Genomic DNA, 17,042 nt, shown 5'->3' with positions numbered 1-17,042 from the left:
CCGCCGGGGCGGCCTCAGCGGGGGAGGTTCTGCTCGATCACCGAGATGATGGCGGGGTCGTCGGGCTTGACGTTCGGCCGGAAGCGGTGAACCTGGCCCGAGGGGGTGATGAGGAACTTCTCGAAGTTCCAGATGATCGGCCCCTTCTTGCCCTCGAGGTCCTTGGCGCGCTTAAGTGCCTTGTACACCGGCGCCGCACCGTTGCCGTTGACCTTCACCTTCTCCTGGATCGGAAAGGTCACGCCCCAGGTCGTGGCGCAGTACTCGAGGATCTCCTCCATCGATCCCGGCTCCTGCCCCATGAACTGGTTGCAGGGGAAGCCGAGCACGATGAAGCCCCGGTCGCCGTACGTGCGCTGGAGCTCCTCGAGCTGCTCGTACTGCGGTGCCAGGCCGCAGCGGGAGGCGACGTTGACGACCAGCACGACCTGGTCGGCGTAATCGCCGAGCGTCGCCATGCCGCCGTCAGCGGTCGTGAACGGGATGGAACGCAGATCGGTGAGGGTGGCTTCGGAGGTCATATCCCCAGGCTAAATCCGCTTTCGCGACCCCGGCCGCGAGGATGGGAGAATACAGAGGTGTCACTCGCCGTCGCCCCAGCCCCGACCCTTCGGATCGGTCCGCTGACCCTGGACGCACCGGTCGTGCTCGCGCCCATGGCCGGTATCACCAACACCGCCTTCCGCCGTCTCTGCCGTGAGTACGGTGCCGGCCTCTACGTCAGCGAGATGATCACCTCGCGCGCGCTGGTGGAGCGCAACGCGACCACGATGCGTCTGATCACCCACCACGAGTCCGAGGTCCCGCGTTCGATCCAGTTGTACGGCGTCGACCCCACCACGGTCGAAGCCGCCGTGAGGCTCCTCGTCGAAGAGGACCGTGCCGACCACATCGACCTGAACTTCGGCTGCCCGGTGCCGAAGGTCACGCGCAAAGGCGGGGGCGCGGCGCTCCCCTGGAAGCGCGACCTGTTCCGCGACATCGTCACCCGTGCGGCACGCGCCGGGGGAGACATCCCGGTCACGGTCAAAATGCGCAAGGGCATCGACGACGATCACCTGACGTACCTCGACGCAGGCCGGATCGCCGAGGACGCCGGCATCTCGGCCGTCGCCCTCCACGCGCGGACGGCCTCGCAGTTCTATTCCGGCACAGCCGACTGGGCGGCGATCTCGGCGCTGAAGGAGGCCGTCACCAGCATCCCGGTTCTCGGGAACGGCGACATCTGGTCTGCCGAGGACGCGGTGCGCATGATGGCGGAGACCGGATGCGACGGGGTCGTCGTCGGCCGCGGGTGCCTCGGCCGCCCCTGGCTGTTCGGCGATCTCGCCCGCGCCCTGGGCAGGGACGGGAGCGCCGCCGGAGAGCCTGTCGACGCCACCCTCGCGTTCGTCGCACGCGCCTTCCGACGGCACGCCGAACTACTCGTGGAATTCTTCGACGACGAGGGTCGAGGGTGCCGCGACATCCGCAAGCACGTCGCGTGGTATTTCAAGGGTTACCCGGTGGGGGGCGACACCCGGGCTCGGCTGGCGACGGTGTCCACGCTCGCGGAGATCGACGAACTCCTCGCCACCCTCGACCTCGACGCCCCGTACCCGGGCGCACCCGCCGAGGGCCAGCGCGGCCGCGCCGGCACGCCCAAGCGGCCGGCGTTGCCGGACGGATGGCTCGACTCCCGCGACATCGGGGCCGACGCCTCCACCGCCCTCGCCGAGGCCGAACTCGATCACAGCGGTGGCTGACCCGGTGGCGGCATTCCCGGCGAGCGAGGGCGCGGCCGGTCACGGCTCCTCCGCAGCGTGGAACGGCGGAGCAGGACTCGGCGTGGCACCCGGTCGACCGACCGGCTATGACGACGGTGACGCCGAGCGCTTCCACACCGAGACCCATCGGTCCCAGCGCGATGACTTCGCACGGGATCGCGCCCGCGTGCTCCACTCCGCGGCATTGCGTCGGCTGGCAGCGAAGACGCAGGTGCTGAGTCCGGCCAGCCCCGCGGATTTCGCACGCAACCGACTGACGCACTCGCTCGAGGTCGCCCAGGTCGGGCGCGAGCTCGCAACCGCTCTCCGGCTCTCGCCCGATGTGGTCGACACCGCGTGCCTCAGCCATGACCTCGGGCATCCGCCCTTCGGTCACAACGGAGAGCGCGCGCTCAACGACTGGGCCGACGACATCGGCGGCTTCGAAGGCAATGCGCAGACCCTCCGTATCCTCTCGCGACTCGAACCGAAAGTGTTCGACCCCGCCGGCCGGAGCGTCGGACTGAATCTCACCCGCGCGAGCCTCGACGCGACGTGCAAGTATCCGTGGACCGCCGACCATCCGGTGCCCGATCCCGGCGGTCGGCTGAAGTTCGGCGTCTACCCGGATGACGAGCCGGTTTTCCGTTGGATGCGCGAGGGCGCCCCGGGGCGGGTGCGGTGCATCGAGGCCGAGGTCATGGACCTCTCCGACGACATCGCCTACTCGGTCCACGACTTCGAAGACGCCGTCGTCAACGGTTACCTCGACCCCGCCCGCCTTGCCGACCCCGCCGAGCACGAGCATCTCCTCACAGCCGTCCAGACCTGGGTGGGGTTCGACTTCGCCCGCGACGAGCTGGCCGATGCGCTCTATCGGCTGATGCGCCTTCCGGAATGGATCATCGAGTTCCGCGGCACACGCCAGGATCTTGCCCGGCTGAAGAACCTGACCTCGGATCTCATCGGTCGTTTCGCCCGTGCGGCGACGACCGCCACCCGCGATGCCTACGACGCCTCTGTCCTCACCCGGTACCGTGCCCATGTCGTGGTGCCGCGTGTCATCGAGGCGGAGATGGCGGTTCTCAAGGGCATCATCGGTGCGACGGTGGTCTCGATCGACGGGCGGAAGACCCTCTACAAAGAGCAGCGTCGCGCGCTCAAGCGACTCGCGACGGCGCTGTGGGACGAGCCGGCGCACCTCGACGCCATGCACGCAGAGGACTTCGTCTCCGCCGAGACCGAGAGCGCACGTCGACGGGTCATCGTCGATCAGGTCGCGAGCCTCACCGATCAGCTCGCCATCGCCTGGCACACGCGCCTGGTGGGTGAGATCGACGCCGCCGCGCTCGGAATCTGGGCTCCTGGCTCGCGACGTCCGACGGCGGAATCGGTGCCGCGCTGATGGCCGGGCGCATCCGTCAGGCCGATGTGGAGGAAGTGAAGGCCCGCACCAACATCGGTGACATCATCGGCGAGCGCGTGGCTCTGAAATCCGCGGGCGTCGGGTCGTTGAAGGGCCTCTGCCCCTTCCATGACGAGCGCAGCCCGAGCTTCCACGTCCGCCCCCAGGTCGGCTTTTACCACTGCTTCGGGTGCGGCGAGTCGGGGGACGTCTACACCTTCCTCCGGAAGATGGACCACGTGTCATTCACCGAGGCGGTCGAACGTCTCGCCGGACGGATCGGGTACGCGCTCCACTACGAGGACGGCGGTGCTGCGCCCGAGACGACCGGACGCAGCCGGCTCTATGCGGCCAACGCGGCGGCGGGGGAGTACTTCCGCTCCCAGCTCGTCACTCCGGACGCCGCCGCGGCACGCACTTTCCTCGGAGAGCGCGGATTCGACGCCGGCGCGGCCGCGCACTTCGGCGTGGGGTACGCGCCCCGGGGGTGGTCGCACCTGATGGACCACCTGACCGCCCAGGGATTCAGCCGCGAGGAACTCACGACCGCGGGGTTGGTCTCGCAGGGTCAGCGCGGTGTGTACGACCGGTTCCGCGGCCGCCTGGTCTGGCCCATTCGCGACGTCACCGGCCAGGTGATCGGCTTCGGGGCGCGGAAGCTCTACGAGGACGATGGCGGACCGAAGTACCTCAACACCCCGGAGACCCCGATCTACCGCAAGGCGCAGGTGCTCTACGGGCTCGACCTCGCCAAGCGCGACATCTCGCGCGATCACCGCGTGGTGGTGGTCGAGGGCTACACCGATGTGATGGCCTGCCACCTCGCGGGGGTCACCACCGCCGTCGCCACCTGCGGCACCGCGTTCGGAACCGATCACATCACGGTGCTGCGTCGCGTGATGGGTGATGACAGCGCGGCCGGCGAGGTGGTCTTCACCTTCGATCCCGACGCCGCGGGCCAGAAGGCGGCGCTGCGCGCCTTCGGCGACGAGAAGCGGTTCGCCGCGCAGACGTACGTCGCGGTCGCACCCGAGGGCCTGGACCCGTGCGATCTCCGCATGTCGAAGGGGGATGCCGCGGTGCGCGCCCTCATGGACCACAAGGCGCCCATGTTCGAGTTCGTGATCGACCAGCGGTTGGCGGGGTTCGACCTCGCGTCCGTGGAGGGGCGCGCAGGTGCGCTCGGAGCCGCGGCGCCGATCGTGGCGGAGATTCGCGACCCGGCCCTCCGTCCGGGCTACACCCGCGTCCTCGCCCGCCGGCTCGGGCTCGACCTGGGGGAGGTCTCGGCCGCCGTCGAACGTGCGGCGCGCGGCGCCGCGCGCGATCACGCCGGTGAGCCGCGGAACAAGAACGCGCGCGACGGCGATGCGGACCGCGCGGGTGGGCGCGGCGGTCGTCCCGTCGAGGATCTTCCTCCGGCAGGGGAGGACCAGCACGTCCGTCCGAGCGTGGCGACCTTGCCTCGCACAGCCGACGCCGCCCTCGAGCGCGACGCCCTCACGGGCTTCCTGCAGTTCGGACATCGGATCGACGCGGCACTTCGCAGCCGCGCGTTGGCGCAGCCCTTCCGGGTACCCGCACTCGAAGCCGTCCGGCAGACCCTCGCGATCGTCCCGGACATGGATCGGATGGGGTGGGCTGCGGATGCGGTGTCGGAGGTGCGGGAGCCCTACCGGTCGCTCGCCGCCGAGCTTCTGACGCGCGCCTTCCCCGCGCTGACCGACGACGCCGCCGTCGCCTCCACGGCCGATCTCGCCCGTCGCGTCGTCCTGCGCGGTATCGAAGAGGAGAAGCGCGAACTGCTCCGTGCCATTCAGCGGGTGGCACCCGATTCCGAGGAGGGCCGCGCGGTTCGACTGCGTCTGCGTGAACTCGACCACGATCGGCAGGTGGTCACGGCCGAAAGCTGAACGTTCGGTCGCCGGCGCCTCGCTGACCAGGCATGATGGGGCTATGGCCCCGCCACGAGACGATGACGTCGCGATCCACAGCCGTGATCTGTCCCTGGCGTGGAACCCTCGTCCCGGCGCCCTCCGGGTGGTCGAGGGCGTGTCGTTCCAACTGCCGCGAGCCCGCACGCTGGCGGTGATGGGGCCGACGGGCGCGGGAAAGTCCAGCCTGCTGATGACGCTCGCGGGGTTCGCCCCGGCCGATCTCGGTGTGGTCGGCGGAGACGCTCTGGTCGAGGGCATCTCGGTTCGCCGCCCGGGGCGCAAGCATCGGGTTCTGACCTACGTGGCCGGCTTCCTGCCGCAGGGAGCCGGAGCGAAGCTCCCCGCACGGCTGACGGTGTCCGAGACGATCGCCGAGCCGGTGACCAGCCGCGATCGTCGTGTCAATCAGCGGGCGCTGTCGATCCGGGTCGCCGCACTGCTCGACGAGATGATGCTGCCGCTGGGGGCGGCGGCGAAGTACCCCTACGAACTCAGCGCAGGCATGCGCCAGCGCGTGGCGTTCGCGCGAGCCCTCATGCTCCAGCCGAAGGTATTCCTCGCCGACGAACCCTTCGCCAACATGGATGTCGAAGTGCGACGTGCGGCGCATGACGCCATCCGGCGTCGTCGCGATGACGTCGGCATGGCCAGCGTCATCGTGACGAACGAGGAAGACGTGGCACGCGACCTCGACGCACAGGTGCTCGTCCTGCGCGGGGGCCATCCGGTCGCCGCCGGCCGGCACCTCGATGATCTCCTCTGGACGCCTGGAGGCGCAGAGGACCGGCGGCGCGCTGCATCCTGATGTCCCTCTGCCGACCGATGTCACGGGGACCCCTCCACGTTTGCTAGCATGGTCGGGTTGCCCGCGCTGCGGCGAGGGGACATTCCTCCATAGCTCAATTGGCAGAGCAATCGGCTGTTAACCGATAGGTTCTTGGTTCGAGTCCAAGTGGGGGAGCGCAAACGGCCCGGGGCTCCACCCCCGGGCCGTTTCTTCGTGTACGCGGCGGCTCACTTCCTCTCGCTCAGCGCGAGGACATTCCCCTCGGTGTCCGTGAACCAGGCCGCCCGCTCCGTCGCCAGATCGGCCACACCGTCGACCGTGGTCAGGCCGGGGAAGTCATATTCCTCGAACGTCACCCCGCGTTCGCGGAGCGAGGCCATATCCCTGTCCAGGTGTGGTGTCTCGATGGCGAAGACGGTGTTCTTCGCGGTGCCCGCGAAGCCCGTGCGATACAGGAGCACCTGCGTCTGCCCGAGTCGATAGAACACCTCCTCCTCCGACGGATCGGTCACCGGGGTCAGACCGAGCACGCCCTCGTAGAACCCACGCGCGCGAGCCAGGTCCGACGCGGCGATGACTGCCACGCCATGCGCGTCTTCGAACATGGTGCCCTCACCTTCCTTCTCTCTTGCCCTCGTGCGCGACGGTACTCCTGCTTCCCCCGACGCGAAACGCCCCCATGCGCAACGACAGGCCCTCGCTTCTGCGAAGGCCTGTCGGGAGGGGGAGCGGCGCGTCTCAGGCGTCGAGATCGTCGACGCCCGGCATCCATGCCGAGCCGGGACGACCCCAGCCGCGCTTGCGCGCGATCTTCTGCACGGTCTTCCAATCCCCATCGTCGAGCCTGTCGATGTAGAGGACGCCGTCGAGGTGGTCGAACTCGTGCTGCAGGATGCGAGCGCGCCAGCCTTCCACATCCAGCGAGACGGGCCGCCCCTCGAGATCGTGCCCCGTCACACGAACCCGATCCGACCGGCGAAGCGGGAATCGCTCGCCGGGGAACGACAGGCAGCCCTCCGACTCCTCGTCGGGGTCGGGCTCGCCGGGCACCGTCGGCAGCATCCACAGTTCGGGGTTGATGACCACCCCGCGCCAGGGGAGACCCTCGTCGTCCTCGTAGGAATACGTGAAGATACGCAGCGGCACGCCGACCTGGGGGGCCGCGAGACCCACGCCGGGGGCCGCGTCCATCGTCTCGAACATGTCGGTGACCAGTGACCGGATCTCGTCGGTGATCTGCTCCACAGGCGCGGCGGGGGCGTGGAGCACCGGGTCTCCCATGATGCGAATCGGTCGAACGGCCATGTCTCGAGCCTATCGACGCGGCGTGGCGGGTATGGTCGAGGGGTGCTGAGCGCAGACGTACAACTGGAGGATGTCGGCGAGGTCCTCGTCGGTGTGTTCCAGAATCCAGGACTGCTGATCGGCATTCCTCTGGCGTTGCTCGGCGCGGTGTTCATGTCGTTCGGCGCGCAGTACCAGCACCGCGGCGTCGCCAAAGTCGAACAGATGAGCGGCGCCGGAGGGGCGGGCGGTCTCAGCGGCGGTCAGCTGCTGCGCCTGCTGTCGCGGCCGTCGTGGGTGATCGGCACGATGATGCTGGGGCTGGCGATCGCCTGCCAACTCGCCGCCCTCTCGTTCGCACCGCTCATCGTCGTCCAGCCGCTCGGCGCGATTGCTCTGGTGATCACCACCCTGTTGAACGCCCGGATCAGCGGACACAAGCCGACGAGGCGTTCGCTCATCGCCATCGCCGCCTGTGTCGGCGGCATCTTCATCTTCGTCACGATCGCCGCGCTCTTCGCCACCGAATCGCCCATCTCCGACGGGCAGCTCATCACGATCCTCCTCATCCTCGCCGGAGTCACCGTCGCCTTCGCGGGTCTGTGGGTGTGGCTGCGCAAACGGATGGGCGCACTTTTCTACATCATGGCCGCGGGGGTGATCTACGGTTTCGTCGCGACGCTGGCGAAGGTCATCATCGTGCGGATCCAGAATCAGAATTTCGAGTGGCTGACGCTGCTCTGCCTCATCGCGCTGCTGATCGGAACGGGGATCGGCGCGTACTTCGTGCAGACCGCCTACTCGTCCGGTCCGCCCGACCTCGTCATCGCGGGTCTCACGGTGATCGATCCCATCGTGGCGATCCTCATCGGCCTCATCGTGCTCGGTGAAGCCGCGACCGCGCCGCTCTGGGCGAACATCGGCTTTCTGATCGCCGGCGTCCTCGCGGTGTGGGGGGTGTTCCAACTGGCCCGCTACCACCCGCAGATCGTCAGTGACAGCAAGGAGATCCCCATCCAGCGAGGCTCGGACGGCGACGGCACCGTCGCGGGCCCCAGCACCGGATCGATCCGGGTCACCGAGGCCGTCGCGAAGGTCTGGCCGGAACCGCCGGTGCGCGACCGCGACGATCCACGCCGCTGATCCTCGTCGGCGTCATTGGTAGGGCGGGTGGGACTTGAACCCACGATCGTCGGGTTATGAGCCCGCTGCCTTGACCAGCTTGGCCACCGCCCCTCGCATCCGAGCCTAGCGGCCCGGAAACCTGCTCCTCAGCGTCGCACGCCGGTGGACATCACCGCTCCGATGTAGGAGTACTTCACGAAGACCTCTTCCGCGATCCCCGCCTCCGCGAGCACGCCCTGGACGGCGCTGAGCATGTAGCTGGAATCCCACCCGAGATAGAGGTGATGATCGGCATCCAGTGCGTCCCACTGGCCGGTCCACGCCCGCTCGGGGTAGACCGGACCGCCCCGGCGGGCACTGTATGCGACAACCGCGTCACGCGCGTCGGCCCACAGCCGCGCGAAGACGCGGTGGAAGAGGTAGCGGACGTCCTTGACCTCCCAGTGCTCACCGCGGTACTCGACGTAGTCCCACTCGCGTTCCCAGCCTCGCGGCCACCCGCGTCGGCGGACGGCGTCGAGCACGGGGGTCAGGCCGTCATCGTCGATACCACTGAGCGCGTCCCGGGGCCATACGCGCACGAACTGCGCGGTCAATGCGGCAGAGCGGGCTGAGATCTCCTTCGTCCCCCACCGTCCATGAGCGGCCAGTGCCGCCGTCGCGCCCACCGCAGAGCGGGCGTACCCGCTGCGCTTCGCCGCGAACGACGCGTCGAAGACCTGCATCCCCAGTCGCTCTTCGAGAAGCGCCAGATTCCCCAGGGTGCGCGCGAGGGCGCGGTGGCTGTTCTGCTCGTCCTCGGAATACTCGGCCCAGCTGCGCACTCCGTCGCCGCTCCATGCTTCACCCGGTGCGAGCGGCACGATGTGGTCGATGTCCCAGGCGGCGCGCGCATCGACGTCGAACAGCCGGGTCAGGACGTAGTGCGGGTGGGGGAGATCGGAGTACTTCAGCGCGACAGACACACGCTCATCGCTCGGTGTGATGCGGGCCATGGCTCTGCTGAGTGCCTGGGCACCCTCGTGCTCGGCGCGGCACAGACGCGCGACGATCCGGTCGGTGCCGATCCCCACGATCGTGCGCCGAAGCAGAAGCGATTCCACCTGCCGCAGCAGGCTGAGGAGCCCCTCTCGCGAGAGATCACCGCCACGAAAGCGTCGATACGCCCGCATGACGAGCGGGAACGCGATGGGGCCGAAGACACCCACCCCGGCCAGCCTCCGCGAGACGTCCTCGTCGGCTTCGCGCTCGGGTTCCCTCAGGATGCGGTGGATCTCGGCGTACTCCCGCCACTCCGACGCGTGGGAGTCCAGCGCACCGGGTTCGAGACGGGGGAACTCTTGACGGAAGACGTCGTAGACGCCCCGGCCCGCGGCATCCTCGGTCTCACGACCCGTCCGCATGACGAGGTACTGCTCCCAGAATGCGGCGATGCTCTCGCCGGTCGCCTGCTCGATGGGCAGCCAGTACTCGTCCTCGATCCGCACCTGCTCGGCGTGAGAGAGGCCCATCAGCACGTAGTTGTGGATGAGCTCGTGGTCGCGCAGTGGCTCTCCCGTCGAGTTCAAGCTCTCGAAGATCTGCTGTGCGTTAGCGCCCGCTCCGAGGCTGATCGCGACGTGTTCGAGCTTCTGCAGTCCTCGCCAGATGTGCGGTGCTTCATCGGGTGACACCTGGCTGCGGAAGAAGGCGTAATTGTCGGCGAAGCGCGACTCCCGCACGGCCGGATCGGCGTCGTTGCCGAGGATCACCGAGCGGAAGACATCAGCCCACGCCCGGTGAGGGCGCAGCGTCGTCCGAGGCCCGTCGCCCGGCTCACCCTCACGAAGAAGGACGGCCTGAAGCTCCGTCGAGAGTGCGGGGTCGTTGTCGCCGACGGCGTGATGCAGCGCCGCCACCAGAAGCATGAGAGTCGTGATGCGCTGCTGACCGTCGATGAGCACGAGCTCATCGTCCGAGACCGCGGAGAGGACGGAGCCGATGAAGTGCATGTGACGATCGTCGAGGTCGGCGACGGCTCGGATGTCGGCGAGCAGTTGCTCGCAGTTGCCGATGTCCCACCGGTACTGCCGCTGGTAGACCGGGACGACGATCGTGCGGTCGCCGGAGGCGAGCCACCGCAGCGTGTTGACGGCGGTGGCATCGACGTTCGTGGCGGTGACCATCGGGGCGGTTCTCTCCTCGGGATGACAGGGGCGGACCGCGTCGAGTCTAATGAACCGGTCCCGGCTCCCCGGGCTCCCGCGCCTGCCGGAGGTAGGCTTGCCTTAGTTGGCCTGTTAAAACGTGCTGGCCACCTACGAAAGGGCATAACGCTATGGGTTACATCAAGTCAGCTGCTCTCGAAGAGACCGGCTACGTGGTGCTGGACAGCTACGGCAAGGAGATCGATCCCAAGGAGTGGCTCGACCTCGAGTACGTCGACTGGAAGTCCTCCGGCGACACCCGGTTCGCACCGCTGGCGTCGGCGAAGGGCGAGATCGAGTGCAACGGCTTCTGGAACCACAAGCCGCCGCGCACCGACAAGGACGGGGTCTGGATCGATTCCCAGACGGCGATCGCGCCGACCCTCACCGAGCGCGCCCTCGAACCGGGCGCGAATGTGGGTCGCTGCCGCATCATCGAGCTGCAGCCGAACTCCTACGCCGACTGCCTGTACAACCTGCACCAGGACGACAACAACCGTCTCAATCCCGACGGCACCGGATGGGTCGTCCGCGGGTTCTTCAATCTCACCGACGACAAGGACAGCTTCTTCGTCCTGCGGGAGAACCGCACCGACCCCCAGGGTGAGGTGCGGATCGCGTTGCCGGCCGGCGCTCAGCTGATCATCGACACCCAGCGTCTGTGGCACGCCGCCACCCACCTCGGCAGCGAGCCGCGCTACTGCCTGATCACGTCCTGGGAGTCGGGCCCCGAGCTCGACGCCTACATCGAGAAGTACAACGGCGTTCCCCACGCCGACATCGTCGACGTGCCGCAGGACGTCCTCGAGGCCGGCCAGGTCGAGCAGGCGCGCCGCGACGCCGCCCGCGCGGCCTACTACGCCGCCAAGGGCCAGCAGGAGAAGCTGGCGATGAGCGAAGCCTGAGTCGCCAGACTCCTCTCCGAAGGCCCCGGACACACCTGCGCCGGGGCCTTCGGCGTGTCGGAATCACATAGTTGTGATTCCGACGATCGTCGGGTGATAATGGCCGCACAACCGAACACGCCGGAGCAGACGTTTCGCAGGTCGTAGGGGAAGACGTACCTGAAGAAACGGAGTCATCATGGCGACAACCACTGCGCGTGGAGTGATCTACATCCACTCCGCGCCACGCGCGTTGTGCCCCCACCTCGAGTGGGCGGTCGGCCGCGCTCTCGGTCGACCCGTCACCTTCGAATGGGCCGACCAGCCGGTGCTGTCGGGAAGTCGGCGCGCGGAATTCTATTGGGAGGGTCCCGCGGGCACGGGCGCCGCGTTGGCCACGGCGATCCGCGGCTGGGAGCACCTCCGATTCGAGGTGTCCGAGGATCCCACTCCGCGCAGCGACGGGGGGCGATGGATCCACACCCCCGGACTCGGCATCCACTACGCCCAGACGGATGCGGCGGGCAACATCGTCATCGGGGAGGATCGCCTCCGCTACGCGATGGAGATCGCCGCCGGTGATGCGCAGGAGCTGCAGCGTGAATTGAACGTGGCACTGGGCGCCGCGTGGGACGCCGAACTCGAACCCTTCCGTCACGCCGGCGACGAAGCATCCGTCGTGTGGCTGCACAAGGTGGGATGACCCGCCTCATGATCTGACGGACGTATCCCGTGCGCGAGGCGCCACTACCGGTGGATCGGTGATCACTCCCGGGGATCGGGACCGCGAATCGACGCACGGAGACAGGTGAGGCCCCCGACCTCGGTCGGGGGCCTCTGCCGTGCAGAGACGGCGAAGCTCAGACGCTCGCGAAAGCGGCCACGGCGTTGTGTCCGCCGAAACCGAACGAGTTGCTGATGGCGAGCTGATCGCCCTGTCCGAGCGCCACGGGCTCGCCCGAGATGCGGAAGGGCACCTGCGGATCCTGCGTGGTGATGTTGATGGTGGGAGGGGCGACGCGGTCACGAAGAGCCAGAACCGTGAAGATCGCCTCGAGGGCACCGGTGCCGCCGAGGAGATGGCCCGTCGACGCCTTCGTGGCTGACACCGGGATCTCGTCGATCCGGTCGCCGAAGACCGTTTTGAGCGCGGTGTACTCGTTCGGATCGCCGACGGGCGTCGAGGTGGCGTGCGCGTTGACATGCGTGACGTCGTCGGGCGAGGCGTCCGCCATCTCCAGCGCCATCCGCACGGCCCGAGACGCCCCCACTCCCTCGGGGTCGTTCGCCGTGATGTGGTACGAATCCGCCGTGACGCCGCCACCGACGACGGCGGCGTAGATCTTCGCGCCGCGGGCACGGGCGTGTTCCTCGGTCTCGAGGATGAGGACGCCGGCACCCTCGCCCATGACGAATCCGTCACGGTCCACGCTGCAGGGACGAGACGCGGTCGCGGGGTCGTCGTTGCGGCGCGACAGCGCCTGCATCGAGGCGAAGGAGGCGATCGTGATCGGGTGGATCGCCGACTCGGTACCCCCGGCGATCACGACGTCGGCCAGGCCCGCGCGCAGATGTTCCACGGCGTTGACGATCGACTCGGTACTCGACGCGCACGCACTGGCCACCGTGCGGGCGAAGGCCCGCGCGCCGAAGTGCAGTGAGAGGTTCCCCGCCGCGGCGTTGGGCATGAGCATCGGGACGGTCATCGGCATGACGCGCCGCGGACCCTTCTCACGAAGGGTGTCCCAGGCATCCAGCAGCGTCCAGACGCCGCCGATGCCCGTGGCGAAATCAATGCCCAGTCGCTCGGGGGCGACGTCGGGTCGTCCGGCGTCATCCCACGCCTCCATCGCCGCGACCATGGCGAACTGCGACGCCGGGTCGAGCCGCTTGGCGATGGGACGCTCGAGAACGGTGTCGGGACGCACCTTGGCCTGCGCGGCGAAGGTGACGGGCAGCTGGTACTGCTCGACCCACTCGTGCTCGAGGGTCCGGGTTCCGGAGGCCCCGTCGAGCAGTGCCTCCCAGCTCTCGGGCGCGGTCGCGCCGATGGGGGAGGAGGCGCCGATTCCGGTGACGACGATGCGTGACGTGCTCATGCGAAGGTGATTCCTCGGTGTGTCGTGCCGGTGGGGGCCGAGGGCCCCCACCGGAGGGCGCTACGCCTGGTTCGACGTGATGTAGGTGACGGCGTCGCCGACGGTCTTGAGGTTCTTCACCTCGTCGTCGGGGATCGTCACGCCGAACTTCTCCTCGGCGTTGACGACGATCGTCATCATCGAGATCGAGTCGATGTCGAGGTCGTCGGTGAACGACTTCTCCAGGGCTACCTCGTCGGCCGAGATACCGGTCTCGTCGGTGATGAGCTCAGCGAGCCCGGCGAGGACCTCGTCGTTGGTGAATGCCATGGTTTCTCCTGTTTTCTCGGGGGAAGCCCGGTCGGGCCCCGTTCAGTTTAGGGTCGTGCGTCCCGCGCTCACGGGAGCACGATCACCTGCGCGCCGAAGACGAGTCCGGCGCCGAACCCGATCTGCAGAGCCAGTCCTCCGCTGAGCTCGGGATGCTCTTGCAGCAGACGATGCGTGGCGAGCGGGATCGACGCGGCTGACGTGTTGCCGGTCGTCTCGATGTCGCGGCCGATCACGACCGTGTCGGGAAGCTTCAACTGCTTGGCGAATTCGTCGATGATGCGCATGTTCGCCTGGTGCGGGACGAAGGCGGCGAGATCGGATGCCTCGACACCGGCCGCCTCCAGGGCCTCGCGCGCGACCTTGACCATCTCCCACACCGCCCAGCGGAAGACGGTGGGCCCCTCCTGACGGAGGGTCGGCCACGGGGCCTTCCCGTCCCGGAAATCCGTGAGCGTGTGATTCATCCCGACCGCATCGGACTTGGAGCCGTCGGACCCCCAGACGGTCGGGCCGATGCCGGGCGTGTCGCTCGGCCCGACGACGACGGCGCCGGCACCGTCGCCGAGCAGGAAAGAGATGCTGCGATCGGTCGGATCGACGACGTCGCTGAGCTTCTCGGTGCCCACCACGACGGCGTAGTGGGCAGCGCCGGCCCGGATCAGCGCGTCGGCCTGAGCAACCCCGTAGGCGAAGCCGGCGCATGCGGCATTGACGTCGTAGGCGGCGGCGGGATTGGCGCCGACGCGATCGGCGACGATCGCCGATACCGACGGCGTCTGCTTGGGGTTGCTGATCGTCGCGCAGATCACCAGATCCACCGCACTCGGCTCGACACCGGAACGCGCGATCGCCTCTCGGGTGGCCTCCGTGGCCAGGTCGATGGCGTCGGTGTCGGCTCCGGCACGCATCCGGGTGACGATGCCGGTGCGCTGGCGGATCCACTCGTCGCTGGAGTCGATCGGCCCGACCAGATCGTCGTTCGGAACCGCGAGCTCACCGCGCGCGGCGCCGTAGGCGTAGATGCGCGTATGGGCGACGCCCGTGGGTTGACGCAGGGAGACGGTCATGCCGCAGATCCTTCCCAGAGCTCGACGGCGGTCGCGAGGTCGTCGGGAGTCTTCACGGCGACGGTCGGAATACCGCGGAGCGCCCGCTTCGCCAGCCCGGTGAGCGTGCCCGCCGGAGTGAGCTCGATGAGGCCGGTGACACCGGCGGCGGCGAAGCTCGACATGCACAGGTCCCAGCGCACGGGCGAGGCGACCTGCTCGACGAGCAGATCGATGAACGCGCGTCCGGTCGCCACCGCGGAGCCGTCGCGGTTCGTCCAGATGGTGCGGAGTGGATCACCGCCCACGGTCTGGGCTGCCGCGTCGCGGAGAGTCGCCACGGCGGGTGCCATGTAGTCGGTGTGGAACGCGCCCGCCACCTGGAGCGGGATGACGCGGGTGCCGGCGACGGGTTCGGCCGAGAGGCGGTCGAGATCCGCGCGGGCTCCGGCGGCGACGATCTGGCCGGCACCGTTGTGATTGGCCGGTGTCAGTCCGAGCGACGCCAGTCGCTCGAGGACGGCCGCCTCGTCACCGCCGATCACGGCGCTCATTCCGGTGTCGGCCTGCGCTGCGGCATCCGCCATCGCCCGACCGCGCACGCCGACCAGACGCAGCACCTCGGCGTCGGGGAGGATCGCCGCGGCGGCCGCAGCGGTGAACTCTCCGACTGAATGCCCTGCCACTCCCGCCACCTGGCGGGGCCTGCCCAGCTCGCCCCAAGCGAGGAGGCCGGCTGCGACGATGAGCGGCTGGGCCACCTTGGTGTCGCGGATGCGATCGGCGTCCCACTCCGTCCCCGCCGCGACGAGATCGACGCCGGCTGCGTCGGAGTAGACCTCGAGGGTTTCTCGAGCTCCCGGGATCTCCAGCCACGGGGCGAGGAATCCCGGCGTCTGCGAACCCTGTCCGGGGAAGACGGCGATGATCACGGTTCCATCCTTTCAATGATCCTGCGGCACCTTCTGGAGGTCGTGACAAAGAAATCGCCCGAGGCTTTGTGCGTTTCGCACACAGAAGGCATCCTCACCCGACGCGCCGCGGTCCAGGGGAACGTCGGCGCGTGGCATCCGTCCCGATCGATCCGAGGATCAGCGCCGTCTGCAGAATGAGAGCTTCGCGCGGACCGGTGGCGTCCCAGCCGATGACCTCCGACACCCGTTTGAGTCGGTAGCGCACGGTGTTCGGATGCACGAAGAGCTCTCGAGCGGTCGCCTCGAGCGAGCGGCCGTTGTCGAGGTAGCTCCACAGCGTCGTCACGAGATCGGAGCTGTGGCTCTGCAACGGGCGGTAGATCCGCTCCACCAGCGTCTGCTTGGCCAGCGGATCGCCGGCGAGAGCTCGCTCGGGAAGCAGGTCATCGGCCTCGACGGGGCGAGGCGCGTGACGCCAGGCCCGGGCGACCGCGAAGCCGGCGAGGGCGGCACGCGCACTCTGGCTGGCGTCGACGAGAGCAGGCACGGCGGGTCCGAGCACGAGGTAGCCCGTCCCGAAGCCGGGTTCGAGGCGACGGGCGATCTCGTCGAACGGCAGGTCGGTCGGGGTCTCCTCCCCGCGCGGTGCGTCGGCACGACCGACGACCAGGACCAGGCGCGAGCCCTGGACGCCGATCAGCACATCGACGCCGAGCTTGCGCGCCGTCCGCCGCAACTGGTCGACATCGAACTGCGGGGGAGTGGTGCCCACGAGCACGGCCACCTCGCCGTGCCCGTGCCAGCCGAGGGCCGCGATACGGCTCGGCAGCTCCTCGTCGGCCTCGCCGGTGAGGATCGAGTCCACCACCAGCGCCTCCAGGCGCGCGTCCCACAGCCCGCGCGCCTCCGCTGCGCGGGCATACACGTCGGCGGCGGCGAAGGCGACCTCGCGCGAGTAGAGCAGGATCGCTTCGCGGAGGTTCTCGTCTTTGCCCGCCACCCGCTCCTCGGTCACCTCGACGGTGACACGGATGAGCTGCAACGTCTGCGTCAGCGACACGCTCCGCAAGAGCTCACGAGGCGCGGCGGCGAAGATGTCCGCGGCGATCCAGGGGGTCGACCCGGGGTCGTCGTACCACTGGATGAAGGAACTGATACCCGCCTGCGCGACCAGACCCACCGCCGACCGACGTGCCGGCGGCATCTCGGCATACCAGGGCAGCGAATCCTCGAGACGCTGGATCGTGGCCGTCGCGAGGTCGCCTGAGATGCGTCGGAGCCAGGCGAGTGTTTCGGCCTTGTCCATCGTCGGAGGCGT

Annotated in this window: 16 protein-coding genes and 2 tRNA genes; 8 read left to right on the top strand and 10 right to left on the bottom strand. The window is 68.6% G+C overall.

The features are described from left to right. Positions 1-14 precede the first annotated feature (14 nt). Positions 15-521: a glutathione peroxidase gene (locus DT073_RS10290; protein WP_124293306.1), complete on the bottom strand. Its 507-nt coding sequence runs from the start codon at positions 519-521 to the stop codon at positions 15-17. Positions 522-578: 57 nt separating this feature from the next. Between DT073_RS10290 and dusB the strand changes: the two genes are divergently transcribed. The 5 genes from dusB (at position 579) to DT073_RS10265 (ending at position 6,048) form a co-directional block, all read left to right on the top strand. Continuing rightward, on the top strand, positions 579-1,745 hold the full coding sequence (gene dusB, locus DT073_RS10285; protein WP_124293305.1) for a tRNA dihydrouridine synthase DusB: 1,167 nt from the start codon (positions 579-581) through the stop codon (positions 1,743-1,745). Positions 1,746-1,827: 82 nt separating this feature from the next. Next, on the top strand, positions 1,828-3,150 hold the full coding sequence (locus DT073_RS10280) for a deoxyguanosinetriphosphate triphosphohydrolase (protein ID WP_205783119.1): 1,323 nt from the start codon (positions 1,828-1,830) through the stop codon (positions 3,148-3,150). Beyond that, entirely contained in the window at positions 3,150-5,063 is a 1,914-nt protein-coding gene (gene dnaG / locus DT073_RS10275) for a DNA primase (protein WP_124293304.1), read from the top strand. Before DT073_RS10280 ends, dnaG begins: the two co-directional genes overlap by 1 nt. A gap of 43 nt (positions 5,064-5,106) precedes the next feature. After that, entirely contained in the window at positions 5,107-5,892 is a 786-nt protein-coding gene (locus tag DT073_RS10270) for an ATP-binding cassette domain-containing protein (RefSeq protein WP_124293303.1), read from the top strand. An 83-nt stretch (positions 5,893-5,975) separates the two neighbouring features. Next, positions 5,976-6,048, top strand: a tRNA-Asn gene (locus tag DT073_RS10265). A gap of 53 nt (positions 6,049-6,101) precedes the next feature. Here DT073_RS10265 and DT073_RS10260 read toward each other — a convergent pair. Then, on the bottom strand, positions 6,102-6,479 hold the full coding sequence (locus DT073_RS10260) for a VOC family protein (protein WP_124293302.1): 378 nt from the start codon (positions 6,477-6,479) through the stop codon (positions 6,102-6,104). A gap of 133 nt (positions 6,480-6,612) precedes the next feature. Continuing rightward, a complete protein-coding gene (def, locus tag DT073_RS10255; protein WP_124293301.1) occupies positions 6,613-7,179 on the bottom strand; it encodes a peptide deformylase in 567 nt (188 codons plus the stop codon). A 42-nt stretch (positions 7,180-7,221) separates the two neighbouring features. On the opposite strand from def, the gene DT073_RS10250 reads away from it, so the two are divergent. Next, the gene (locus tag DT073_RS10250) at positions 7,222-8,301 is read left to right on the top strand and encodes a DMT family transporter (RefSeq protein WP_124293300.1); all 1,080 of its coding nucleotides are present in this window, start codon (positions 7,222-7,224) and stop codon (positions 8,299-8,301) included. Positions 8,302-8,317: 16 nt separating this feature from the next. On the opposite strand, the gene DT073_RS10245 is transcribed toward DT073_RS10250, so the two are convergent. Together DT073_RS10245 and DT073_RS10240 are read right to left on the bottom strand one after the other, a co-directional pair. Next, positions 8,318-8,394: transfer RNA gene (locus DT073_RS10245), tRNA-Ile, on the bottom strand. A gap of 35 nt (positions 8,395-8,429) precedes the next feature. Further along, on the bottom strand, positions 8,430-10,448 hold the full coding sequence (locus DT073_RS10240; RefSeq protein WP_124293299.1) for a DUF262 domain-containing protein: 2,019 nt from the start codon (positions 10,446-10,448) through the stop codon (positions 8,430-8,432). A 152-nt stretch (positions 10,449-10,600) separates the two neighbouring features. Between DT073_RS10240 and DT073_RS10235 the strand changes: the two genes are divergently transcribed. Together DT073_RS10235 and DT073_RS10230 are read left to right on the top strand one after the other, a co-directional pair. Next, positions 10,601-11,374, top strand: coding sequence for a hypothetical protein (locus tag DT073_RS10235; protein ID WP_124293298.1), 774 nt, complete (start codon positions 10,601-10,603; stop codon positions 11,372-11,374). A gap of 178 nt (positions 11,375-11,552) precedes the next feature. Further along, entirely contained in the window at positions 11,553-12,056 is a 504-nt protein-coding gene (locus tag DT073_RS10230; RefSeq protein WP_124293297.1) for a DUF3145 domain-containing protein, read from the top strand. A 157-nt stretch (positions 12,057-12,213) separates the two neighbouring features. Here the strand turns inward: DT073_RS10230 and DT073_RS10225 are convergent, their stop codons facing one another. From DT073_RS10225 to DT073_RS10205, 5 genes are all read right to left on the bottom strand, one after another. Next, on the bottom strand, positions 12,214-13,452 hold the full coding sequence (locus DT073_RS10225) for a beta-ketoacyl-[acyl-carrier-protein] synthase family protein (protein ID WP_124293296.1): 1,239 nt from the start codon (positions 13,450-13,452) through the stop codon (positions 12,214-12,216). 60 nt (positions 13,453-13,512) lie between these two features. Then, the gene (locus DT073_RS10220; RefSeq protein ID WP_124293295.1) at positions 13,513-13,761 is read right to left on the bottom strand and encodes an acyl carrier protein; all 249 of its coding nucleotides are present in this window, start codon (positions 13,759-13,761) and stop codon (positions 13,513-13,515) included. 68 nt (positions 13,762-13,829) lie between these two features. Further along, positions 13,830-14,831, bottom strand: coding sequence for a beta-ketoacyl-ACP synthase III (locus DT073_RS10215; protein WP_124293294.1), 1,002 nt, complete (start codon positions 14,829-14,831; stop codon positions 13,830-13,832). After that, positions 14,828-15,742 carry an ACP S-malonyltransferase gene (locus DT073_RS10210; RefSeq protein ID WP_124293293.1) on the bottom strand — a complete coding sequence of 305 codons (915 nt, stop codon included), beginning with the start codon at positions 15,740-15,742 and terminating at the stop codon, positions 14,828-14,830. Before DT073_RS10210 ends, DT073_RS10215 begins: the two co-directional genes overlap by 4 nt. Before the next feature lie 94 nt (positions 15,743-15,836). Next, positions 15,837-17,030: a PucR family transcriptional regulator gene (locus tag DT073_RS10205; protein WP_124293292.1), complete on the bottom strand. Its 1,194-nt coding sequence runs from the start codon at positions 17,028-17,030 to the stop codon at positions 15,837-15,839. Positions 17,031-17,042 lie beyond the last annotated feature (12 nt).

It is taken from the genome of Microbacterium sp. ABRD28, from assembly GCF_003850245.1.
In the GTDB taxonomy this organism is placed as follows: Bacteria; Actinomycetota; Actinomycetes; order Actinomycetales; family Microbacteriaceae; genus Microbacterium.
The sequence above is the reverse complement of the archived record's forward strand: the minus strand, read 5'-3'. Positions and strand labels throughout refer to the sequence as shown.